The following is a 23,388-nucleotide window of genomic DNA, read 5'->3' on the forward strand; positions in this document are numbered from 1 at the left end:
CGTGCCGCCGAGATCGGAGGAACCGCGCCGGGACGCCACGGGCTCCCGGCGCGGCTCGTCCCGCGCCGCCGGCCGGGGCGCCGACCCGCGCTCCGGCGAGCCGGGCGTCGGCGGCATCTCCGACGCCCGCGCGTACACCCCGCGGGGCCGCACCATCCGCGAGGAGCGGTCCGACGCCGGCCGGCCCGGGCGCGACGAGCGCCCGGCCCGCGCCGAGCAGCGCCGGACCCCGCGCAGCACGCGCTCCGGCGATCCGTTCCGCCCGGCGTTGCAGGTGCTCGACGGCGGGCGCGCCGCGGCCACCCGCACCGGTCGCCGGGACGCGCCGGCCGGGCGGACCGGCGTGGTGCGGACCGTCACGCCCCGTGCCGCGCGCGGCTCGCCCGACGGGGAGCCACCGCTGCCGCGCCGCCGGCCCGCCCCGCGCCCCACGCGCCGGCCGGACCGCCCCGCGGCCCGGCGGCCGTCGCGCAAGCCGCCGCGCCCCCCGAAGCTGGCCGACCCGCGTCGCCGGCTGCGGCTGGGCACCGTGCTCACCCTGGCGCTCTTCGCCACCATCGGCATCCGGCTGGTCATGCTCCAGGCCGTGGACACCCCGGCGTACGCCGGGGGCGGGGTGCAGGACCGGCTGACCCGGGTTGACCTGCCCGCCCCCCGGGGCGCGATCACCGACCGCTGGGGCGACCCGCTGGCGCACAGCGTCGAGGCCCGGTACGTCTTCGCCGACCCGACCCTGATCGAGGACGCCACCGCCACCGCCCGGGCGCTCTCCCCGCTGCTCGGCATCCCCTCCTCGACGCTGGCGGAGAAGATGCGGCCGCGCACCCTGCCGGGGAGCACCACCCAGTCCCGGTTCGAGTACCTCGCCCGCGGCGTGGAGATCGCCACCGCCACGAAGGTGCAGGCGCTGGAGCTGCCCGGCATCGGGGTGCACCGCGACGAGCGGCGCGAGGTGCCCGGCGGCGACCTGGCCGCCAACCTGATCGGCTTCACCAGTCAGGACATGCTCGGGCTGGAGGGCCTGGAGGCCCGCTACGACAAGCTGCTGCGCGGCCAGGACGGCAGCCGGGTCTACGAGGCCGGTCTCGGTGACCTGAACGCCCCAATCCCCGGCGGCTACAGCCGCACCACGCAGCCCAAGCCGGGCAGCTCCCTGCGCCTGACCATCGACCGCGACCTGCAGTTCATGGTGCAGCGGATGCTCAGCGACGCGATGGCGCAGAGCAAGGGGAGCACCGGCGCGGCCGTGGTCATCGAGGTGGGCAGCGGCGAGGTGCTGGCCCAGGCCAGCCATCCCACCTACAACGCGGCCAAGCCGCTGCCGAGCCAGCCGACCGACCGGGAGGACGCGGCCACCAGCTTCGTGGTCGACCCCGGTTCGGTGCACAAGGCGATCACCTTCGGCGCGGCGTTGCAGGAGGGTGTGATCACCCCGGACACCACGCTGCCGATCGCGAACGCGGTCCGCAGGGGCGACACCTGGTTCGCCGACACCCACCCGGCCAACGGTCGGCGGATGAGCCTGGCCGGGATGATGGCGTACTCGTCGAACGTCGGCACCATCGAGATCGCCCACCGGCTCGGCCGGGAGCGGCTCATCGACTACCAGCGGCGCTTCGGCCTCGGCGAGGCGACCGGGGTCGGCATACCCGGGGAGGCCGACGGCCGGCTGCTACCGGCCGACGAGTGGAGCGGGTCGTCGTACGGGTCGGTGCCAATCGGGCACAGCGTCGACGCCACGCCGCTGCAGATGGCCGCCGCGTACGCCACGATCGCCAACAACGGCACCTACGTCCAGCCACACCTGATCAAGGAGGTGATCGGCCCGGACGGGAAGGGTAAGCCCGCCCCGGCGCCGGTCACCCGGTCGGTGCTGAGCCCGGAGAACGCCGCCGCCCTGCGCACCATCCTGGAGGCGGTGACCACGGTCGACGGCGCCACCGGCACGGCGGCGGCCGTCCCCGGCTACCGGGTGGCCGGCAAGACCGGCACCGGCTGGCGGCTGGTCGACGGGCGCAAGCAGCCCGGCGAGGTGGCCTCGTTCATCGGGATGGCCCCGGCGGAGAACCCCCGGTACGTGATCGCGGTCTTCGCGCACACCCCGAGCGGCGGGGGCGGCGACATCGCGGCCCCGGCGTTCCGCGACATGATGCAGTTCACGCTGCGTCATTACCGCGTGCCGCCGTCGGGGGGCGCGCCGCCGAAGTTCCTGGTCTATCCGCGCTAGGCGGTCACGGCGCGACATCATCGGTGAGTGCGGACGAACCACCGGGGCGGCTGTGCGGCCGGAACCGGACGACCGGGTAGGGTCTGACGCCGTGCCCGGCAATCCTCGTCCCCGTACCGTGAGCGGAGTCCGGCTCGGCGACCTCGCCGCCCGGCTCGCCGTCGCACCCCCGGCCGGCGCCGCCGACCCGCTGGTGACCGGGGTGACCCACGCCAGCCAGGAGGTCCGCCCCGGCGACCTGTACGCGGCCCTGCCCGGCGCCCGCCGGCACGGCGCGGAGTTCGCCGCCGCCGCGGCGGCGGCCGGCGCGGTGGCCGTGCTGACCGACCCGGCGGGCGTCCCGGCGGTGACCGGGGCGGGCCTGCCCGCCCTGGTGGTGCCCGACCCGCGTGCGGTGCTCGGCGCCCTGGCCGCGGCCGTCTACGGCGACCCCACCGAGGAGCTGACGGTGATCGGGGTGACCGGCACCGCCGGCAAGACCTCCACCGCCTATCTGGTCGAGTCCGGGCTGCGCGCCGCCGGCCACACCACCGGCCTGATCGGCACCGTGGAGACCCGCCTCGGCGACCTGGTGATCGACAGCGTGCGCACCACGCCCGAGGCCACCGACCTGCACGCCATGCTGGCCGCGGCCCGGGAGCGCGGGGTGACCGCGGTGGTGATGGAGGTGTCCAGCCACGCGCTGGCGATGGGCCGGGTCGGTGGGGTGCGGTTCACCGTCGGCGGCTACACCAACTTCGGCTCCGACCACCTGGACTTCCACGCCGACGCCGCCGACTACTTCGCCGCGAAGGCGCAGCTGTTCGACGGCCGCTGCGCGGTGGAGGTGCTCAACCACGACGACCCGGCGCTGCGCCCGCTGTACAAGCCGGCCACGGTGACCTACTCGGCGGCCGGTGACCCCACCGCCACCTGGTGGGCCGACGAGGTCGGCGGTGAGGGGTACGCGCAGCGGTTCACCGCGCACGGCCCGGACGGGCTGGTCCTCCCCGCCGGGGTGGCGCTGCCCGGCCGGCACAACGTGGCCAACGCGCTGCTGGCCATCGCCGCGCTGGTCGCCGCCGGGGTGGACCCGAAGACCGCCGCAGCCGGGGTGGCCGCCTGCGGTGGGGTCCCGGGCCGGCTGGAGCTGGTCGACGCCCCCGGCCCGGTGCGCGGGGTGGCCGACTACGCCCACAAGCCGGACGCGGTGGTGGCCGCGCTGGCCGCCCTGCGGGAGTTCAGCGGCGGCCGGCTGATCTGCGTGATCGGCGCCGGCGGTGACCGGGACCGGGCCAAGCGGCCGGTGATGGGCGCCGCCGCGGCGGAGGGAGCCGACGTGGTGCTGGTGACCGACGACAACCCGCGTACCGAGGACCCGGCGGAGATCCGCGCCGAGGTGCTCGCCGGCGCGTACCGGGCCGGCGCGGCGGCACGGATCGTGGAGGTCGCCGGCCGGCGGGCGGCGATCGACGAGGCGGTCCGGCTGGCCGAGCCGGGTGACGTGGTCGCGGTGCTCGGCAAGGGCCACGAACGAGGGCAGGAGGTCGCCGGCGAGGTGTACCCGTTCGACGACCGCACCGAGCTGGCCGCCGCGCTGCGCGCCCGCTTCGGGGACGGGGCGGGTCAGCGGTGATCGCGCTGAGCCTGGCCGAGGTCGCCTCGGCGGTCGACGGACGGCTGGTCGCCGCCGACCCGCGGGTCCGGGTCACCGGCCCGGTTGAGTTCGACTCCCGCAAGGTGGGCCCGGGCGCGCTCTTCGTCGCCTTTCCCGGCGAGCGGGTCGACGGGCACGACTTCGCCGCGGCGGCGGTCGAGGCCGGCGCGGTGGCGGTGCTCGGCACCCGGGAGGTGCCCGGGGTGCCGCTGGTGCTGGTCGACGACGCGCTGACCGCGATGGGCCGGCTGGCCCGGGCGGTGGTCGACCGGCTGCCCGGCCTCACCGTGATCGGGCTGACCGGCTCCTCCGGCAAGACCACCACGAAGGACCTGATCGCCCAGCTCGCCGCGCGGCTCGGCCCGACGGTGGCGCCACCCGGTTCGTTCAACAACGAGCTGGGGCATCCGTACACCGCGTTGCAGGCCGGGCCCGATACCCGCTACCTGGTGATGGAGAAGGGCGCCCGCGGGGTGGGGCACGTGCGCTACCTGTGCGACGTGGTGCCGCCGCGGATCTCCGTGGTGCTCAACGTCGGGGTGGCGCACATCGGCGAGTTCGGTTCCCGGGAGACCATCGCGCTGGCCAAGGGGGAGTTGGTCGAGGCGTTGCCCGCCGACGGCCTGGCCGTGCTCAACGCCGACGACCCGCTGGTCGACGCGATGGCCGCCCGCACCCGGGCCCGGGTGGTCCGCTACGGCGAGGCGGCGCACGCCGACCTCCGCGCCGTCGAGGTGACCATGGATGACCGGGGGCGGGCGGCGTTCACCCTGGTCACCCCGGAGGGGACGGCGCCGGTCCGGCTCGGGCTGACCGGGCGGCACCAGGTCTCGAACTGCCTGGCCGCCGCGGCCGTCGCCCGCGAGCTGGGTATGCCGCTGACCGAGCTGGCCGTCGCGCTGGGCGAGCTCGGGCTGGTCTCGACCCGCCGGATGGACGTCTTCGAGCGGACCGACGGCGTGACGGTGATCGACGACTCGTACAACGCCAACCCCGCCTCGATGGCGGTCGCGCTGCGGGCGCTGGCCGGGATCGGGCGGGACCGGCGTACCGTCGCGGTGCTCGGCTACATGGCCGAGCTCGGCCCGTTCGAGCGGGACGGCCACGCCGAGGTCGGCCGGCTCGCGGCCGACCTGGGCGTCGACCGGCTGCTCGTGGTGGGTGAGCCGGCGGCGCCGATCCACGAAGGCGCGACATCGGTAAGTGACTGGGGAGGAGAGTCGGTGCTGCTCACCGATCAGGCGGCGGCCGTCGAGGTGCTGCGGAGGGAACTACGGCCGGGCGACGTCGTCCTGGTGAAGGGCTCCCGGTACCGCACCTGGGAGGTGGCCGACGCGCTGCGCGCCGAGGCCAGTAAGGGGACGGCCGGATGAGGGCGGTGATCGTCGCCGTCGGGGTGGCCTTCCTCATCTCGCTCTTCTGCACCCCGATCGCGATCAAGGTGTTCACCCGGCTCAAGGCCGGCCAGCCGATCCGGGCCGAGGGCCCGGCGATGCACCAGGGCAAGAAGGGCACTCCGACGATGGGCGGGGTGGTGTTCATCCTCGCCACGGTCATCGCGTACGTCGCCGGGCACCTCGCGCTGACCACCCTGCCGGACGCGCAGATCGCCCAGGTCGAGCCGACCATCACCGCGCTGGTGCTGCTCGGGCTGATGGTCTTCTCCGGCGCGGTCGGGTTCATCGACGACTTCCTCAAGGTGCGCAAGCGGCACAGCGGCGGGCTGAACAAGCGCGGCAAGCTGCTCGGTCAGATCCTGGTCGGCGCGGTCTTCGGGGTCGTGGCGCTGTACTTCCCGAGCACCATGACCGACGCGACGGGCGCGGTGACCAACACCGAGACGGTGGGCAGCACCACACTGAGCTTCATCCGGGACATCCCGGCGCTGGACGTCACCAAGGTCGGCGCGGTGATCATCTTCATCTTCGTGGTGATGGCGGCGACCAACGGCGTGAACCTCACCGACGGCCTCGACGGCCTGGCCACCGGCGCCTCGGTGATGGTCCTCGCCGCGTACGCGCTGATCGCGTTCTGGCAGTACCGGCACTGGTGCGCCGACCCCAGTTACACCGCCAACCCGGCGAACTACTGCTACACCGTCCGGGACCCGCTGGAGATCGCTCTGATCGCCGGCGCGGCGGCCGGTGCCTGCGTCGGCTTCCTGTGGTGGAACACCTCACCGGCGCGGATCTTCATGGGCGACACCGGCGCGCTCGGTCTCGGTGGGCTGATCGCCGGCATGGCGATGTCCACCCGGACGATCCTGCTGCTGCCGATCATCGGCGGCCTCTTCGTGATCATCACGATGTCGGTGGTCATCCAGATCATCTCGTTCCGGACCACCGGTAAGCGGGTGTTCCGGATGTCGCCGCTGCAACACCACTTCGAGCTCGCCGGCTGGAGCGAGGTCAACATCGTGGTCCGGTTCTGGATCATCGCCGGCATCGGCGTGGCCATCGCCCTGGGCCTGTTCTACAGCGAGTTCCTGGCCAACATGACCTGAGCCGGGCGGCGGCGCCGGCCGGCCCGGGCCCAACTGCGGCGGCGCCGGCGGGCCCGGGACGCGCCGTCCCGGGCCCGCAGGCCGCACCGCTGCGAGGCCACGCCCAGCCGGCACGGCGGGACCGGCCGCCCGGTCCGGCGCAAGCCCGACACGCCGACGGGCGGTTGCGCGGGTGCCGGCCCCGGGAAACCGCGATGATGTCGGGGTGGGGGAGGCAGCGGACACCGAGGGCACGCCGGAGACGACGGCACGGCGGTCAGCCGGCGGCGCGCGTACGGGCGAGTCAGCCGGCGCGGCCCGCGGGCCGGACGATCCCGGCGGCCCGGCGGCGTTGCGCGCCCTGGACGCCGCGGGTGGGTTGGCCGCCCTGCGCGGCCTGCTGGACCGCCCGCTCGCCTCCTACTACCTGCTGCTGTCCAGCGCCGGCCTGCTGCTGCTGATCGGGCTGACCATGGTCTTTTCGGCCACCAGCGTGCGTGACTACGCCGAGGGCGGCAACGCCTCCGCGTCCTTGACCAAGCAGGCGATCTTCGCGGTGATCGGCATCGTCGCGTTCTGGGCCTGCCAGCGGCTGCCGGCGAAGACCTACCGAGCATTGGGCCGGCCGCTGCTGTTCACCGCCATCGGGCTGCTGCTGCTGCTCAACCTGCTGCTCGCGTACGCTCGGCTGACCGGCCAGGAATCCGCCCGGATCGGCCCGATCGAGGCGAAGCTGCTCTGGCTGTTCGTCGGCGGCATCCAGCTGCAACCCTCCGAGCTGGCGAAGTTCGCCCTGGTGCTGTGGGGGGCGCACGTGATCGCCCGCAAGGGCGCCGCGCTGGGCTGGTGGCGGGAACTGGCCACCCCGCTCTTCCCGATCGTCGGCCTGCTCTTCGTGCTGGTCGGCTACAACGACCTCGGCACCATGCTCTGCCTGCTGGCGCTGGTGGTCGGCTTGCTCTGGGCCGCCGGGGTGCGGCTGCGGGTCTTCGGCACCCTGTCGGTGTTCGGCCTGATCGGCGTCGGCCTGCTGATCGCCGTGGCGTCGCTGGGCGCCGGCTCCGGCAAGCGGGGCGAGGAGAACTACCGCTTCGCCCGGCTGATGTCCTTCTTCAACCCGCCCGCGCCGGAGGACTGCAAACTGGACGGCTGTTTCCAGATCTACCAGGGCCGGCTGGCCATCGAGCACGGCGGCTGGTTCGGCGTCGGCCTGGGCAAGAGCAGCCTGAAGTGGAACTGGCTGCCCGAGGCGCACAACGACTTCATTTTCGCCGTCATCGCCGAGGAGCTCGGCGTGGTCGGCTGCGCGGTGGTGCTCGCCCTCTTCGCCGTGCTGGCGTACACCGGGCTGCGCATCGCCCGGCGGGTCGACGACCCGTTCCGCCGGCTCGCCGCCGCCGCGGTGACCACCTGGCTGGTCAGCCAGGCCGTGATCAACGTCGGTGGGGTGGTCGGACTGCTGCCGATCACCGGCCTGCCGCTGCCGTTCATCTCCGACGGCGGAAGCGCCCTGGTCGTCACGCTCGCCGCGATCGGGATGCTCGCGTCCTTCGCCCGCGCCGAACCGGATGCGGCCAGAGCACTGCATGCCCGTCCGCCGGCCCGATGGGTCCGACTACTCTGGGCCCCGTTGCCGCCGCTTCCCGGTCGGCGTCGCCGCGCGGCGACGCCGCCGGCCGCCCGAGGGTCCGTACCCCGGTCACGAAAGCGGCGGGAGGACGAGCAGCCCGCGCCCCGCGGCGTCCGGTCCGGCCGGGCACGTGCCGGGTCGGCGAACGAGAGGAGACGTTGATGGGTCCGCTGCGTTCGGTGGTGCTCGCGGGAGGTGGCACCGGGGGACACATCTACCCGTTGCTGGCCTTCGCCGACTGCCTGCGCCGACACGACCCCGGCGTCCGGATCACCTGCCTGGGCACCCCGAAGGGCCTGGAGAACGAGCTGATCCCGCCGCAGGGCTACGACCTGCGGCAGATTCCGGCGTACCAGCTGCCCCGGTCGGTCAACATGAACCTGGTGAAGACGCCGGGCCGGATGTGGACCGCGGCCCGCGCCGCGGGCAAGGTGATCGACGAGGTGCAGGCCGACGTGGTGGTCGGTTTCGGCGGGTACGTCTCGGTGCCGGCGTACCTGGCCGCGTGGCGTCGGGAGCTGCCCATCGTGATCCACGAGGTGAACGTGCCGCCGGGCGTGGCCAACCGGCTGGGGATGAAGTTCACCCGGCACGTCGCGGTCGGCTTCCCGCACCAGCCGGTCCAGGCCGAGTCGCTGCGCGACGCGCGGGTGGTCGGGGTGCCGCTGCGCCGGGGCATCGCCGGGCTGGACCGGGTCGCCCTGCGCACCGCCGCCCGGGCCCACTTCGGGCTCCGCCCCGACCTGCCGGTGCTCTTCGTCGCCGGCGGTTCGCAGGGCGCCCGCTCGATCAACCTCGCGGTCTCCGGGGCGGCCAAGGAACTGGCCCGGCAAGGGGTGCAGGTGCTGCACGTGATCGGTGCCCGCAACGAGCCGGTGCCGATCCCCAGCGACCTGCCGGTGCCGTACGTGACGCTGCCCTATCTGTCAGAGATGGAGCTGGGTTACGCCGCGGCCGACCTGATGCTCGGCCGGGGCGGGGCGATGACGTGCGCCGAGGTGGCCGCGATCGGGCTGCCCACCGTCTACGTGCCGTACCCGCACAGCAACCAGGAGCAGAAGCGCAACGCGCTGCCCGTGGTGGAGACCGGCGGCGGGCTGCTCGTCGACGACGCCGAGCTGACCCCGGACTGGCTGGAGCGCACCGTCATCCCGCTGATCCGCGACCCGCACCGGCTCGCCGCGATGGGCGCGGCCGCGTCCGCGTACGGGCGGCGCGACGGCGACGAGGCGCTGCTCAACTTCGTCTACGAGGCGGTGGCCCGGTGAGCGCGAGGAGCGAGCTCGCGAGCCCCGCAGCCGCGACCGACGGCGGCCCGGTGACCGGGCGCGCCGCGACGGGAAGGTCTGAGTCATGAACACCGCGCAGTTCACCCCGGCCGGCACGCTCACCGCGGAGGACCTGGGCACGATCCACCTGATCGGGGCGGGCGGGGTCGGCATGAGCGGCCTGGCGCGGCTCTTCCTCACCCGGGGCATCCCGGTCTCCGGCAGCGAGCTGCGGGAGTGGCCGTCGCTGGCCGGGTTGCGCGCGCTCGGCGGCACGATCCACATGAGTCACGAGGCGTCCAACCTCGACGGTGTGGACACCGTGGTCTACTCCTCGGCGATCCCGCAGGACCATCTGGAGCTGGTCGAGGCGCGCCGGCGTGGGCTGCGGGTGCTGCACCGCTCCGAGGCGCTCGCCGCGGCGATGACCGGCCGGCGGACGGTGGCGGTCGCCGGCACGCACGGCAAGACCAGCACCACCTCGATGGTCACCATGGTGCTCCAGCAGGCCGGGCAGGACCCGTCGTTCGTCATCGGCGGGGAGATCTCCGAGGTCGGCTCAGGCGCGCACCATGGCACCGGCGAGTACTTCGTGGTGGAGGCGGACGAGAGCGACCGTTCGTTCCTGATCTACCGGCCGTACGTCTCGGTCATCACCAACATCGAGGCCGACCACCTGAACACCTACGGCGATCTCGCCAACCTGGAGGCGACCTTCGCCGAGTTCGCTCGGCTCACCGACCCGGACGGGTTCATCGTCACCTGCGCCGACGACCCGGGTGGCCGGCGGCTGGCCGAGACGCTGCGCGCCGAGGGCCGCCGGGTGCACACGTACGGCGAGGCCGCCGACGCCGACCTGCGGCTGACCGACATCTCCTCCTCGGCGCAGGGTGTGCGTTACCTGGCGAGCATCGACGGCCGCTCGCTGGGCGAGTTCCGGCTGCCGGTGCCGGGGCGGCACATGGGGCTCAACAGCGCCTCCGCGGTGCTGACCGCGTACCTGCTGGACCTGCCGCTCGAGGCGGCGGAGGCCGCGCTGGCGGCCTTCCCGGGGGTGCGGCGGCGCTTCGAGCGCAAGGGCGTCGCGGACGACGTGCTGGTCTACGACGAGTACGCCTACCACCCCACCTCGATGACCCTGGCGTTGCAGACGCTGCGCGAGGTGGCCGGGGACGGCCGGCTGGTCGCCGTCTTCCAGCCCTACCGGCTCTACCGCACGCGTGACCTGCAGGCGGAGATCGCCGAGGCGCTGGCCATCGCCGACGAGCTGGTGCTGCTGGAGGTCTTCGGCCCCGGCGAGCTGCGCCAGCCGGGGGAGGGCTCGGCGGCGCTGATCGAGGCGGTGCCGCTGCCGGCCGAGCGGAAGGTCTTCGTCGACTCGTGGGACGCCGTGCCGGCGGAGGTGGCCCGGCGGGCCCGCTCCGGCGACGTGGTGGTGACCATGGGCGCGCCGCCCATCTCGCTGATGGGCGACCAGCTGCTGGACGCGCTGTCGGCGCGGACCGCCGACGCGGCGGCGCCGGCCGGCACCACGCCCGGCGGCGAGGCCGGCGGCTCGACCACCATCGGCGGCACGGTCCCCGGCGTGCCGGGCCCGGGCGGCGTCGTCCCGGACGGCACGGCGCCCGCCGCCGGATGAGCCCCGGTCCGGCGCGGGGGCGGACCACCGGCGCGGACGCCGGCCGGCGCGGGCCGGTGCGCCGGTGGCAGCTGGTCCGGGCCGGCAGCGACGCGGTCCCGGCCTCGACCCGCCGGTTCATGGCCCGGGCCCGGCGGCGCCGGATGCGGGCGGCGCTGCCCTGGGCGGTCGTCGGTGGCGTGCTCGCCCTCGCCGGGCTGGTCGCCTGGGCCCTGCTCGGCACCGGCCTGTTCGGCGTGCGCGAGGTCCGGGTGGAGGGCGCCGACCTGGTCACGCCGGTGCAGGTGCGCGACGCGGCGGCAGTGCCCGACGACGCGCCCCTGGTGCGGGTGGACCTGGCCGCCGCCGCCAGGCGGATCGGCGAGCTGCCGCCGGTTGAGCGGGTGACGGTGACCCGGGACTGGCCGGACGCGCTGGTGGTGCGGGTGGTCGAGCGGACCGGCGTCGCGGCGGTGCCGCAGGGGGAGCGGTTCGCGGTAATCGACCGCTCCGGCGTGGTCTTTCAGACGCTGGACCGGCAGCCGGCGGACCTGCCGCTGGTCCGGGTCGCCGAGCCAGGGCCGGCGGACGGCGGCACCCGGGCCGCGCTGGACGTGCTCGCCGCGCTCACCCCGCCGCTGCACGCCGAGCTGGTGGAGGTGACCGTCGAGGGGCTGGCCCGGATCACGCTGCGGCTGCGCGGGGACCGTGCGGTGGTCTGGGGGGACGCGACCCGCAGCGAGGACAAGGCCCGGGTGGCCACCGCCCTGATCGACCGCGAGGCCGACATCATCGACGTCAGCGCCCCGGACGTGGTGACCCTCCGATGACCGGCGGTCTGGTCACCCGCACGACGTGACCCGTCCCGCTCCGGCGGCGACACGCCGGTCAGGTCCTTGGCTCATCGGGCGGGGACGCTTACGTTGCCCCGAAGAGGATCAGTGGTTGACATAACTGTAAGCCTCTAGTAGAGGGTGAGGGTTTGCTCCTGATCCTCGCTGGTGACAGCTGTCGTCGGCCGCTGGTCTGGCCAAGCCGTACCCGGTCGGCCCACGCCAATCTCGAAGGGAAAGGACCTTCAGATGACACCTCCGCACAACTACCTGGCGGTCATCAAGGTCGTCGGCATCGGTGGCGGCGGCGTCAACGCCGTCAACCGGATGATCGAGGTTGGGCTCAAGGGCGTCGAGTTCATCGCGATCAACACCGACGCGCAGGCACTGCTGATGAGCGACGCGGACGTCAAGCTCGACGTCGGCCGCGAGCTCACCCGCGGTCTCGGCGCCGGTGCCAACCCCGACGTCGGCAAGAACGCCGCCGAGGACCACCGCGACGAGATCGAGGAGGTGCTCAAGGGCGCCGACATGGTCTTCGTGACCTGCGGCGAGGGTGGCGGCACCGGCACCGGCGGGGCGCCGGTGGTGGCGAACATCGCCCGCAAGCTGGGCGCGCTGACCATCGGTGTGGTGACCCGGCCGTTCTCCTTCGAGGGCAAGCGCCGCCAGGTGCAGGCCGAGGCCGGCATCGACGAGCTGCGCAACCAGTGCGACACGCTGATCGTCATCCCCAACGACCGGCTGCTGGCCCTGGGCGACCGCAACATCAGCATGATGGACGCGTTCCGCACGGCCGACCAGGTGCTCCTCTCCGGTGTCCAGGGCATCACCGACCTGATCACCACTCCGGGTCTGATCAACCTGGACTTCGCCGACGTCAAGAGCGTGATGAGCGGGGCGGGCAGCGCGCTGATGGGCATCGGCAGCGCCCGGGGCGAGAACCGGGCCGTGGAGGCGGCCGAGGCGGCCATCTCCAGCCCGCTGCTCGAGCAGAGCATGGACGGCGCCCGCGGCGTACTGCTCTCCATCGCGGGCGGCTCCGACCTGGGACTGTTCGAGATCAACGACGCGGCCCAGCTGGTCACGGACGCGGCCCACCCGGACGCGAACATCATCTTCGGCGCGGTGATCGACGACGCCCTCGGCGACGAGGTGCGGGTCACCGTGATCGCGGCGGGCTTCGACGGGGGCGCACCGGCGTACAAGGCGGCCGAGCCGGCCCGCAAGACCAACCAGAATCAGCCGGCTCAGCAGGGCCAGGCGGCCCCGCCGCCGGCCACCATGCCGGCCCCGCCCCAGTCGCCCCGCCGGGTGCTCTTCGACGACGTCGACGTGCCCGACTTCCTCAAGAACGGTTCCTGAGCCGCGCCGATGACCGACAGTCCAGCCCCGGTGCGCCCCGACCGACGCGCCGAACTCGCGGCCGGCCTGGCCCGCGTACGGTCCCGGATCGCCGACGCCTGCGCGGTGGCCGGCCGGGACCGCTCCGAGATCACCATGATCGCGGTGACCAAGACCTACCCGGCTGGCGACGTGGTGGCGCTGGCCGGGCTTGGGGTGACCGACGTCGGGGAGAACCGCGACCAGGAGGCCTCCGCCAAGGCGGCCGAGGTGGCGGCGGCGGGGGTGCGGCCGCGCTGGCACTTCATCGGCCAGCTGCAGCGCAACAAGGCCCGTTCGGTGGTGCGGTACGCCGACGCGGTCCACTCCGTCGACAGCGCCCGGCTGGCCCGGGCGTTGGACGGTGCGTCGGCGACGGCCCGGGACCGGCCGCTGGACGTGCTGGTCCAGGTGAGCATCGACGGGGATCCGGCCCGCGGTGGGGCGCTGCCGGACGCGGCCGACCCGGACGCCGGGCTCGGCCCGGTGGCGGAGGCGGTGGCCGGCGCGGCCGGGCTGCGACTCGCCGGCCTGATGGCGGTCGCGCCGCTGGGCTGGGAGCCGGAGCGGGCGTTCGCCCGGCTGGCCGAGGTGGCGGCCGGGTTCCGGGCCGACCATCCGCACGCGGGGGCGCTCTCCGCGGGGATGAGCGGCGACCTGGAAATTGCGATCAGGTACGGCGCGACACATGTCCGCGTCGGCAGCGCGTTGCTCGGAATGCGCTCCACGCTGCGGTAGCCTGACCGCGGGAAAGCAAATTACATCAGTGTTGTTTCAGGAACGGGGTCCCGTTGTTCGGGGGTCGTGGCGCGCGACGCGAATCGCGTGCCAGGGGATTGCCGTTCCGGTCCGGTGGGCAGAGATGATCCACTCGCGACAGGCGACACGGCACGGGGGCGCGTGCCGCACAGCGGACGGAAGGGCGCGGGATGGGTGCACTGCGCAAGGCGGGGGTCTGGCTCGGTCTGGTCGAGGAGGACGACGAGCGGGCCTATGACGACGGTGGCTACGACAAGGGCGGCTACCGCGACTCGCGGTACCGGCAGAGCCGGTACGCCGAGGAGTTCGCCGACGAGGACGAGGACGACGCCGAGGAGCCGCCGGCGCCCCGGCCCCGGCTCGGCGACCGCGGCCGGCTCTCGGAGCGGGCTGTCGGTCGGTCGGCGGAGACCGAGCGCGTCGACACCGAGCGGCCCGAGCGGTCCAGCGTTCGTTCCATCACCCGGCCCTCCGCCGGCGAGACCTCCGGCGCGCTGACCTACCACACCCGGGACAATCTCGCCCTGGCGCCGCAGGTCCAGCCGCGTGAGCGGGCTGTGGTGGCGGAGGAGGAGCAGCGCTACCAGATCACCACGCTGCACCCCACCACGTACCGTGAGGCGCGCACCATCGGGGAGCACTTCCGCGACGGCGTACCGGTGATCATCAACCTCACCGAGATGGACGAGGCGGACGCCCGCCGACTGGTCGACTTCGCCGCCGGGCTGGCCTTCGGGCTGCGCGGTACGATCGAGCGCGTGACCAATCGGGTGTTCCTGCTCTCACCGGCCAACGTCCAGGTCACCGCGGAGGACAAGGCCAAGATCGCTGAGGGTGGCTTTTTCAGTCTGAGTTGACCCCGAGGGACGTCGCCTGCCGTGTTGTCGATCCTGCTTCAGGTTCTCTACCTGATCCTCTATGTGTTCCTGCTTCTTCTTCTGTCCCGGTTTGTCCTCAGCGCAGTTCTGCAGTACGGCCGGCGCTGGCAACCGGGGCGCGCGGCATCGGCGGGACTGGAATCCGTGTGGAGCGTCACTGATCCCCCTCTCAGCGCGTTGAGGCGTGTGATCCCTCCGCTGCGAATTGGTACCGTGAGCATCGACCTGGCCTCCCTTGTGCTCCTGGTTATCCTGTTCGTGCTGATGGAGTTCGTGTTAGAGCCGTCGATCATCAGGACCGCCTGATGACCGACGCGCTATCGCGGCCGCAACTGACCCGAGGAGTTTCGATGCCGCTGACCCCGGCCGACGTCCACAACGTCGCCTTCAAAAAGCCGCCGATCGGCAAGCGGGGGTATGACGAGGAGGAGGTCGACGCCTTCCTGGACGAGGTCGAGCGCGAGCTCGCCCGTCTCATCGAGGAGAACAACGAGCTGCGTGCCCAGGTGGAGCGCGGCGGTCGTGGCGGTGCCCCCGCCGGCCCCGGCGGCGACGCCCGGCTCGCGGCGGAGCTCAACGACGTCAAGGCCCAGCTCGACCGGGTGCAGCGCGACAAGGCGGCGGCCGAGCAGGCCGCCCGGGCGATGCAGGCGGAGCTCGAGCAGGTGCGCGTCGCCGGCGGCCCGGCGGTCACCGGTGACGGCGAGCAGCAGGCGCTGCGGGTGCTGATGATGGCCCAGCGCACCGCCGACGACCACGTCTCCGACGCCCGTCGCGAGGCCGACCAGCTGCTCTCCGAGGCCCGGTCCAAGGCCGAGGAGGTCACCCGCGAGGCGCGCGCCAAGGCCGACGCGCTGGAGCGGGACGCCCGCCAGCGGCACCAGGAGGCCATGGGCGGCCTGGACGCCAAGCGCACCGCGCTGCAGAAGCACATCGAGGAGCTCAAGCAGTTCGAGCGCGAGTACCGCACCCGGCTCAAGGCGTACCTGGAGAGCCAGCTGCGTGACCTCGACGGTCGCGGCCAGGGCCTGGAGGCCGAGATGGGCCGTGCCGACAGCGCCCGGGCCGCCGGCGGCAACGGGCTGGCCACCGCCGGTCTCGCGGGCTCCTACGGCGGCGGTCGTTCCGGCGCTCTCGAAGCCGGTCGCTGATTACCGGTCGGCGACCGCCGCCACCGGGTTGACGGTCGCCGACCTCGCCTCATCGATACGACGCGGCGGGGGTGAGCCGTGATAGTCGCCAGTCTCCTGCTCATCCTCGTCGCGGTGGTGCTGCTGGTGCTCGGCCTCGCCGGTGGCTCCAGCCTCCTCCTGATCGTCTCCATCGCGGCCAGCCTGCTGGCCGCCGTCGCGTTGGTCGCGGGTGCCCGCCAGGTGGCCGCCGCCCGGGTGACGGCGGAGCGGGGCCGCCCCGGTCGGGTCCGACCGGCCACCACGACCCGACCCGGCACGGGGTACGGGTCGCCGGTGCTGCCGGAGATCCCGGTCCAGCACGTTCCTCCGACGGTCGACGCCGGCGGCACCGGGTGGCGGCAACCGCCCGAGCCGCCGGCGGCCGGCACCGACCCGCACGCCGTCTCGGACAGTGGTCCGGCCACGGCGTACGACGACGAACCGGCGGCCCAGGAGGTCACCCCGGCGCAGGCCGCCCGGGTGGCCCGGCTCGGCGCCGAGGTACGGGTGGTCGACGGGCGTCCCCGCTACCACCTGGCCGACTGCGCGCACCTGGTCGGGCGTGCGCACGAGCCGCTACCCGTCGCCGAGGCCGTCGAACTCGGCTTCACCCCGTGTGGGCGGTGCGCCCCGGACACCGCCCTGCTCGCCGACGCCCACCGGATCTGAGCGGCGGCCGGCCTGCCATGGACGACATGCTCACCGTCGCGGTACGGGTGAAGCCGGGCGCCGCCCGGGCCCGGGTCGGCGGCTGCTTCGACGGCCCGCACGGGCCCGCCCTGGTGATCGCGGTGCACGCCCCGGCGGTCGACGGGCGGGCCACCGAGGCCGCCCGGCGGGCGCTGGCCGGCGCGCTCGGCGTTCGGCCGGCGGCGGTGTCGCTGCGCGCGGGCGCCGCCAGCCGGGACAAGCTCTTCCTGGTCGACGGGGCCGGCCCGGAGTTGACCGAGGCGCTGCGCCGACTGCGCGACGGGTCCGCCGGGTGAGGCCCGCCCGGGCCACCCGGCCGTGACCCACGGGCTGGATGTCGCGCTCCTGGTCGGTGCGGCGGTGCTGCTGGTGGCGGTGGGCGCGGTGCGCCTCTCCACCCGCCTCGGCGTGCCGAGCCTGCTGGTCTACCTCGCCCTGGGCGTGGCGATCGGCGAGGCCGGGCTGGGCATCCGCTTCGACGACGTCGACCTGACCCGTACCCTCGGCTTCTGCGCGCTCATCGTGATCATCGCCGAGGGCGGGTTGAGCGCCCGGTGGAGCACCCTGCGCCCGGTGCTCGGGATGGCCGCCGCGCTCTCCACCGTCGGGGTGGTGGTGAGCATCCTGCTCGTCGGTCTCTCCGTGCACCTGTTGCTCGGGCTGGACTGGCGGTTGGCCCTGCTCTACGGCGCGGTGCTCTCCTCCACCGACGCCGCGGCGGTCTTCGCCACCCTGCGCCGGCTGCGCCTGCCGCCCCGGCTGGTGGCCACCCTCGAGGCCGAGTCGGGGATGAACGACGCCCCGGTGGTGCTGCTGGTGGTGCTGCTGTCCCGGGAGGGCGGCGCGGGCGCGCACCCGTGGTGGTACGAGGCTGGGCTGGTCGGCTACGAGCTGGTGGTGGGCGCGCTGGTCGGCTTCGTGGCCGGGCTGGGCGGGCGGTGGGCGCTGCGCCGGGCCGCGCTGCCCTCGGCCGGGCTCTACCCGATCGCGGCGGTCGGGCTGACCGTGCTGGCGTACGCGGCCGGCGCGGTGCTGCACGCCTCGGGCTTCCTCGCCGTGTACGTCGCCGGGGTGCTGCTCGGCAACGGCCGGCTGCCGCACCGGCAGGCGATCCTCGGCTTCGCCGACGGGCTGGCCTGGCTCGCCCAGATCGGGCTTTTCGTGCTGCTGGGCCTGCTGGTCTCGCCGAGCCGGCTCGGTTCGGCGGTGCTGCCGGCGGTGGTCGCCGGCCTGGCCCTGGTGTTCCTGGCCCGGCCGCTGTCGGTGGCGGTGTCCGCCCTGCCGTTCCGGTTCGGCCTGCGCGAACAGGCGTTCCTGTCCTGGGCGGGGCTGCGCGGCGCGGTGCCGATCGTGCTGGCCACCATCCCGCTCTCCGAGCGGGTGCCCGGCGCGGACCGGCTGTTCGACGCCGTCTTCGTGCTGGTGGTGATCTTCACGCTGGTGCAGACTGGGGCGCTCGCCCCGGTCGCGCGCTGGCTGCGGGTGACCGCGCCCGCCGAGCCGGCGGAGATCCGGGTGGAGACGGCGCCGCTGGAGCGGATGCGCGCCGACCTGCTCCAGCTGGAGGTGCCGCCCGGCTCCCGGCTGGCCGGGGTGCACGTCGACGAGCTGCGGCTGCCGCTGGGCGCCGCGGTGACGCTGGTGCTGCGCGACGGGACGGGCTTCGTGCCCGGCGCGAACTTCCGGCTCAAGAGTGGCGACAGTCTGCTGATCGTCGCCGCCGGCGGCGTGCGGGACGAGACGGAGAGGCGGCTGCGGGCGATCAGCCGGCGAGGCCGGCTGGCCCGCTGGTTTGGCGAGTACGGAGAGGATCGCGACGATTGATCTGCTAGCGTTCCTTTTGCCCCAGTAAGGCATAACTCGGGGCTGAACTGCGGTGCGTCAGCGCGGCACGTTGTCGGACGCCTGTACGTTCCGTATCCTTGCCAACCTCCGGAGTGCGCGGCGGTGTCGCCGCGCGCCCGTTTCGTACCTGGGGGCGCCGATGCCGGCGACCCCTGTCCAGGTGCCGCGGACCACCGCGGTTCCGCGGCCGAGGGAGCGACGATGGCGAAGCCAGCCGACACCAGGACCGCCGGCCGCAAGCCGGTGGCGAAGGCCACCCGCAGCGCGGCGGAGACCGAGAAGATCCGGGCAGCCCTGGCGGCACGGCGTGACGAGTTGCGCGCCGAGTACGATCAGACGCTGAGCGAGATCACCGAGCTGCAGCGCGATCGGCTGACCGACTCGGCCGGCGACGACCAGGCCGACACCGGCACCAAGACGTTCGAGCGGGAGCAGGAGATCTCTCTCGCCAACAGCATCAAGGAACGGATCACGCAGGTCGAGCGGGCGTTGGAACGGCTCGACGAGGGTGGTTACGGCTGGTGTGAGCGGTGCGGCAACCCGATCCCGGTGGAGCGGCTCGCCGCCTTCCCGTCGGCCACCCTCTGCGTGACCTGCAAGCAGCTGGAGGAGCGGCGCTGAGGCCCGCTCCCCGGCGGCCGATGGAGGCGGCGCGCCAGCGCCGCCGCGAACGTCGATGGGGAGCAGATGTCCGAAGCACCGCCCGCCGGGTCCGGTCCCGCTGAGCCGGCCGGCACGCCCCGGCGCAGAGCCGTCACGGTCCTGCTCGGCATCGCGCTGGTCGCCCTCCTGGCCGACCTGGGCACCAAGCACCTGGCCCTGGTGGCCCTGACCGACCGCGAGCCGGTCCGGTTGCTCGGCGGCGCCGTCTACCTCTCGCTGACCCGCAACAGCGGCGCTGCCTGGAGCATCGGCGCCGACCACACCTGGGTCTTCCCACTGATCACCCTCGGCGTGGTCGGCTGGATCCTGTGGATGGCGCTGCGGCTGCGGTCGCTGCCCTGGGCGGTCTCGCTCGGCCTGGTGCTGGGTGGCGCGTTGGGCAACCTGACCGACCGGATCTTCCGGGCCCCCGGCTGGTTCGTCGGCCATGTGGTCGACATGGTCAGCCTCTTCGACCCGTACGGCCGGGTCTGGCCGGTGTTCAACCTGGCCGACAGCGCGCTGGTCTGCGGCGTGGTCCTCGCCGTGCTGCTGGAGCTCACCGGTCGCCAGCGCGACGGCAGCCGGGTCGGCCGGGCCGCGGACGGCGTGGCCGCGGCGGAGCCGACCACCGGCGGGCCGGCCGGGGCCGGGCAGCGGGAGCGGGCGTGACTTCCGCCTCCGCCGCCGGCGGCGACCACCGCTCACTGCCCGTGCCGGACGGCCTCGACGGGATGCGGCTGGACCAGGCCGTGTCCCGGCTCTTCGGGCTCTCCCGTACCGCCGCCGCGGCCCTGGTCGACGCCGGTGACGCCCTGGTCGACGGGACGGCGCGCCCCAACTCGCACCGGGTCAAGGCCGGCTCCTGGCTGGAGGTGACCCTGCCCGCGCCGGCCGCCCCGCCCGTCGTGGTGCCGCAGGCGGTGCCGGGCCTGCGGGTGGTCTACGCCGACGACGACATCGTGGTGGTGGACAAGCCGGTCGGCGTCGCCGCCCACCCCAGCCCCGGCTGGACCGGCCCGACCGTCATCGGCGGGCTCGCCGCGATCGGGCACCGCATCTCCACCAGCGGCGCCGCCGAGCGGCAGGGCGTGGTGCACCGGCTCGACGTCGGCACCACCGGGATCATGGTGGTGGCCAAGAGCGAGCAGGCGTACAGCGCGTTGAAGCGGGCGTTCAAGTACCGCGAGGTGGACAAGTGCTACCACGCGGTGGTCCAGGGGCACCTGGACCCGCTGCGCGGCACCATCGACGCCCCGATCGACCGGCACCCCACGCACGACTACCGCTGGGCGGTCGTCTCCGGCGGCAAGCCCAGCATCACCCACTACGACACGCTGGAGGCGTTCCCGGCGGCGAGCCTGGTCGACGTCCGGCTGGAGACCGGCCGGACCCACCAGATCCGGGTGCATTTCTCCACCCTGCGGCACCCGTGCGTGGGCGACCTCACGTACGGCGCGGACCCCATCCTTGCCGGCCGGCTCGGCCTGGCCCGGCAGTGGCTGCACGCCCGGGCGTTGAGTTTCCTGCACCCCGGAACCGGGGACGAGGTGCGCTTCGTCAGCGACTACCCTGACGACCTGGACCGCGCGCTCGAGATCCTCCGCGACTGAGCGGCGACCCGCCCGACCAGACCGACGAGGGGATGCCCGCCCGTGCGCGCCGGTGACCTGCTGCGGCAGTTGGACCAGCAGCTGCTGCCCCGCCTGGCCGGCGCCGTGACCCGGCTCGGGCACGGCCCGGCCCGCACCCAGGTGCTCTCCTGGGCCGCGGCGCTGTCCTGCGTCGCCGTGCTGCTCGCCGCCGGATGGGCCACCGACGAGCGGCCGGCGGGCGACCGGACGGTCGGCGAGGTGACCCGGGTCGGGGTGGCCGACGGCGACTCCATCCCCGGCTACGTGCGTACCGCCGCCGCGGACCTGGCCACGCTGGCGGCCGCCGTACCGGAACCGGGCGACGGCACCTGGGCCCTGGTGTCGCTCTCGTCGTACCTGACCCCGCAGGGGGCGGCGGCGGTCTTCGGTGACGTGCCGGTCGCCGCGGTCTTCGGGCGGGTGCCGCTGCCCGATCGGCAGACCGAGATCGTGCGCATCCCCGCCCAGCGGCTCCCCGACGACGTGGTCGCCGGGATGACCGGGCTCGCCGCCCGCAAGGACCGCGAGGCGGCCGACTACCGGGCCAGGGCCGCCGCGTTGACCGGCGACGCCGCCGTCGAGCGCGAGCTGCGGCAGGTGTACGACAGCGGTGCGCAGGTCGCGGCGGCGGAGGCGGCGGCGTTCCGCTCCGGGTGCGCCTGCCTCTACGCGGCGGTGGTCCGTGCCGAGCCGGCCGCGTTGCGCGGTGTGGCGTCCCGACCCGCGGTGCGGGCGGTCGACCCCGCGCCCGAGGTCCGCCGGCTCGACCGGACCGTCTTCACGCCGCCGCTGCCCGAACAGCGCGACGTCGCGCGCCCGCCCGCGGACGGCGGGCTCACCCCGACCCCGCCGGGCGGGGACCGGGCCGGCACCCCGACCGGCGCCCCGTCGGCCACCGCGAGCGCGGGCGAAACGTCGGAACCCGCACCGGACGTGACGGATTCGTCACCCTCTTCCGCCGCGCCGACGCCGGCACCGACGCCCCCGGCAACGCCGCCGACCTCGGCGGACGCGACCGGCGGCGGCACACCGGGGCCGGCGGGGTGACGAGGCCCGACACCACAGGTGCGCGGACCGGTGTGGTCCGCATAGGGTTTCGTTCGTAGCCTGTCAGACGGGTATCGATGGCGCTGGGGAGGGCGAGCCGTGGACGGCAGCGACATCGGCTGGGGGCGGCCGGCCGAACCAGCACCGCGGTGGCGGGCGCTGCTCGACCGGGCCCGGCTCGGCGGTCGCCCGGCCGAGGAGGCCGAGGCCGAGCAGCCGCCGGTGCCGCCGGAGCCGCTGCCGCGACGCGCGTCGGGCAACGGCTACGCCGGGCGGGCGCCGGCCGCCGGGCGTCCCGCCGAGCGGCCGTACGGCGCGGAGCCCGGCCTCCCGGCCGACGGGGCCTACCGGGCCGGGGCGACCTACCCGGTCGAGCCCGGCTACCGGGTGGACCCCGGCCCGCAGGCGGAGCCGGGCTACCGGGTGCCGCCGCCGCGCCGCCCCGAGCCGGCCTACGTGGAGCCGGAGCCGCCGCGCCGCCCCGAGCCGCCCTACGTGGGGCCGGAGCCGCCGCGCCGTCCGGAGCCGCCCGAGTCGCGGTACGCGCTGCTGGACAACGGCTACCGGCACGACCCGTACCCGGCCGAGTCCCGGTACGCGCTGCTCGACAACGGCTACCGTCCCCAGCCCGCCTACCAGCCGGCACCCCCGCCCCCGCCGGAGGTGGTGCCCGACCGGGGCTACCCGGCGCGTGTCGAGTGGCGTCCGCAGGGCGCGGAGAACGACCTGGAGCGGGCCGCCGCCGTGCTCCGCCGTGACCTGGGCGGCCCCCGAGTGTTCGCCTTCGCCAATCCCAAGGGTGGGGTGCACAAGACGACCGCCACCGTGCTGGCCGCGGCGACCGTCGGCAGCGTACGCGGCCGGGGCGTGCTGGCCTGGGACGACAACGAGCTGCGTGGCACCCTGGGGCTGCGCGCCGGCAGCGCCCGGCACGCCCGCACCATCCGCCACCTGATCAGCGACCTCGCCCACATCGAGATCAAGGAGGGCGAGGAGCTGCTGGAGCACCTGGACGACTACCTGCGGCACGCCTCCGACGGTTCGTACGACGTGCTGGCTGGCGAGGAGAGCCCGCGGTTCGCCCAGCGGCTCGACCAGTTCACCGTGCGCCGGGTGCTGGAGCTGCTGCGCCGCACCCACGACGTGGTCTGCGTCGACACCGGCAACAACGTGGAGAGCGCCAACTGGCGTAGCGTCATGCAGGACGCCGACCAGCTGGTGGTGACTACCGTGCCGCGGGAGGACGCCGCGTTCAGCGCGGACTGGATGCTGGACCTGCTGCACGAGGTGGGCATGGGGGAGCTGGCCGACAACGCGGTCACCCTGATCTCCTGCCCGACCCCGGGCCGTTCCCCGCTGCAGGACGACCTGGAACGGCACTTCGCCACCCGCACCCGGGCGGTGGCCGTGGTGCCGTACGACGGGGCGCTGGAGACCGGCTCCTCCATCGAGTACCACCAGCTCCAGCCGGAGACCCGGCAGGCGTGGCTGCGGGCCGCGGCGATGATGCTGGAGCCGTTCGGCCGATGAGCGGGTGTGTCGCCACCGGCGACCCGCGCCGGCGTGCGGCCTGAGAGGATCACCGGGTGAGTCTGGACACCCCCGACCCCGACCGGCCCGACAGCCGTCCCGGCGCGCCGGGCG

Annotated in this window: 21 protein-coding genes; all 21 read left to right on the top strand. The window is 74.4% G+C overall.

From position 1 onward, the window contains the following. Nucleotide 1: 1 nt before the first annotated feature. The 21 genes from C1I99_RS07855 to C1I99_RS07955 all read left to right on the top strand — a co-directional run bounded on the left by C1I99_RS07855 (nucleotide 2) and on the right by C1I99_RS07955 (nucleotide 23,274). Entirely contained in the window at nucleotides 2-2,227 is a 2,226-nt protein-coding gene (locus C1I99_RS07855; RefSeq protein ID WP_111133542.1) for a peptidoglycan D,D-transpeptidase FtsI family protein, read from the top strand. A gap of 52 nt (nucleotides 2,228-2,279) precedes the next feature. Further along, entirely contained in the window at nucleotides 2,280-3,842 is a 1,563-nt protein-coding gene (locus tag C1I99_RS07860; RefSeq protein ID WP_111133543.1) for a UDP-N-acetylmuramoyl-L-alanyl-D-glutamate--2,6-diaminopimelate ligase, read from the top strand. Then, nucleotides 3,839-5,236, top strand: coding sequence for a UDP-N-acetylmuramoyl-tripeptide--D-alanyl-D-alanine ligase (locus C1I99_RS07865; RefSeq protein ID WP_111133544.1), 1,398 nt, complete (start codon nucleotides 3,839-3,841; stop codon nucleotides 5,234-5,236). Before C1I99_RS07860 ends, C1I99_RS07865 begins: the two co-directional genes overlap by 4 nt. Next, nucleotides 5,233-6,366 carry a phospho-N-acetylmuramoyl-pentapeptide-transferase gene (gene mraY / locus C1I99_RS07870; protein WP_111133545.1) on the top strand — a complete coding sequence of 378 codons (1,134 nt, stop codon included), beginning with the start codon at nucleotides 5,233-5,235 and terminating at the stop codon, nucleotides 6,364-6,366. Before C1I99_RS07865 ends, mraY begins: the two co-directional genes overlap by 4 nt. 340 nt (nucleotides 6,367-6,706) lie before the next feature. Next, nucleotides 6,707-8,137 carry an FtsW/RodA/SpoVE family cell cycle protein gene (locus tag C1I99_RS07875; protein WP_199562043.1) on the top strand — a complete coding sequence of 477 codons (1,431 nt, stop codon included), beginning with the start codon at nucleotides 6,707-6,709 and terminating at the stop codon, nucleotides 8,135-8,137. Beyond that, the gene (gene murG, locus C1I99_RS07880; RefSeq protein WP_111133547.1) at nucleotides 8,137-9,243 is read left to right on the top strand and encodes an undecaprenyldiphospho-muramoylpentapeptide beta-N-acetylglucosaminyltransferase; all 1,107 of its coding nucleotides are present in this window, start codon (nucleotides 8,137-8,139) and stop codon (nucleotides 9,241-9,243) included. The genes C1I99_RS07875 and murG overlap by 1 nt, the downstream gene beginning before the upstream one ends. A gap of 85 nt (nucleotides 9,244-9,328) precedes the next feature. Beyond that, complete coding sequence (gene murC / locus C1I99_RS07885) at nucleotides 9,329-10,882, top strand: UDP-N-acetylmuramate--L-alanine ligase (protein WP_111133548.1); 1,554 nt, start codon at nucleotides 9,329-9,331, stop codon at nucleotides 10,880-10,882. Beyond that, a complete protein-coding gene (locus C1I99_RS07890) occupies nucleotides 10,879-11,691 on the top strand; it encodes a cell division protein FtsQ/DivIB (protein WP_111133549.1) in 813 nt (270 codons plus the stop codon). Before murC ends, C1I99_RS07890 begins: the two co-directional genes overlap by 4 nt. A 252-nt stretch (nucleotides 11,692-11,943) precedes the next feature. After that, on the top strand, nucleotides 11,944-13,059 hold the full coding sequence (ftsZ, locus tag C1I99_RS07895; RefSeq protein ID WP_111133550.1) for a cell division protein FtsZ: 1,116 nt from the start codon (nucleotides 11,944-11,946) through the stop codon (nucleotides 13,057-13,059). A 9-nt stretch (nucleotides 13,060-13,068) separates the two neighbouring features. Then, entirely contained in the window at nucleotides 13,069-13,815 is a 747-nt protein-coding gene (locus C1I99_RS07900) for a YggS family pyridoxal phosphate-dependent enzyme (protein ID WP_111133551.1), read from the top strand. 191 nt (nucleotides 13,816-14,006) lie between these two features. Next, nucleotides 14,007-14,693: a cell division protein SepF gene (locus C1I99_RS07905; RefSeq protein ID WP_111133552.1), complete on the top strand. Its 687-nt coding sequence runs from the start codon at nucleotides 14,007-14,009 to the stop codon at nucleotides 14,691-14,693. A gap of 21 nt (nucleotides 14,694-14,714) precedes the next feature. Continuing rightward, nucleotides 14,715-15,020 carry a YggT family protein gene (locus C1I99_RS07910; protein WP_111133553.1) on the top strand — a complete coding sequence of 102 codons (306 nt, stop codon included), beginning with the start codon at nucleotides 14,715-14,717 and terminating at the stop codon, nucleotides 15,018-15,020. A gap of 44 nt (nucleotides 15,021-15,064) precedes the next feature. After that, nucleotides 15,065-15,865, top strand: a complete 801-nt coding sequence (locus C1I99_RS07915; protein ID WP_111133554.1) for a DivIVA domain-containing protein — start codon at nucleotides 15,065-15,067, stop codon at nucleotides 15,863-15,865. Nucleotides 15,866-15,943: 78 nt separating this feature from the next. Beyond that, on the top strand, nucleotides 15,944-16,555 hold the full coding sequence (locus tag C1I99_RS07920) for a hypothetical protein (RefSeq protein ID WP_111133555.1): 612 nt from the start codon (nucleotides 15,944-15,946) through the stop codon (nucleotides 16,553-16,555). A 17-nt stretch (nucleotides 16,556-16,572) separates the two neighbouring features. Continuing rightward, nucleotides 16,573-16,872, top strand: coding sequence for a DUF167 domain-containing protein (locus C1I99_RS07925; protein WP_111133556.1), 300 nt, complete (start codon nucleotides 16,573-16,575; stop codon nucleotides 16,870-16,872). A gap of 22 nt (nucleotides 16,873-16,894) precedes the next feature. Further along, entirely contained in the window at nucleotides 16,895-18,400 is a 1,506-nt protein-coding gene (locus C1I99_RS07930; protein ID WP_111133557.1) for a potassium/proton antiporter, read from the top strand. A gap of 222 nt (nucleotides 18,401-18,622) precedes the next feature. After that, on the top strand, nucleotides 18,623-19,042 hold the full coding sequence (locus tag C1I99_RS07935) for a TraR/DksA family transcriptional regulator (RefSeq protein ID WP_109965240.1): 420 nt from the start codon (nucleotides 18,623-18,625) through the stop codon (nucleotides 19,040-19,042). A gap of 66 nt (nucleotides 19,043-19,108) precedes the next feature. Beyond that, complete coding sequence (gene lspA / locus C1I99_RS07940) at nucleotides 19,109-19,735, top strand: signal peptidase II (RefSeq protein WP_111133558.1); 627 nt, start codon at nucleotides 19,109-19,111, stop codon at nucleotides 19,733-19,735. Continuing rightward, complete coding sequence (locus tag C1I99_RS07945; RefSeq protein ID WP_111133559.1) at nucleotides 19,732-20,676, top strand: RluA family pseudouridine synthase; 945 nt, start codon at nucleotides 19,732-19,734, stop codon at nucleotides 20,674-20,676. The genes lspA and C1I99_RS07945 overlap by 4 nt, the downstream gene beginning before the upstream one ends. Nucleotides 20,677-20,718: 42 nt before the next feature. Then, complete coding sequence (locus C1I99_RS07950) at nucleotides 20,719-21,744, top strand: hypothetical protein (protein ID WP_111133560.1); 1,026 nt, start codon at nucleotides 20,719-20,721, stop codon at nucleotides 21,742-21,744. 99 nt (nucleotides 21,745-21,843) lie between these two features. After that, nucleotides 21,844-23,274 (top strand): MinD/ParA family ATP-binding protein, encoded by a 1,431-nt coding sequence (locus C1I99_RS07955; protein WP_111133561.1) that lies wholly within the window; start codon nucleotides 21,844-21,846, stop codon nucleotides 23,272-23,274. Nucleotides 23,275-23,388: the final 114 nt, after the last annotated feature.

It is taken from the genome of Micromonospora deserti (assembly GCF_003236335.1).
GTDB lineage: Bacteria > Actinomycetota > Actinomycetes > Mycobacteriales > Micromonosporaceae > Micromonospora > Micromonospora deserti.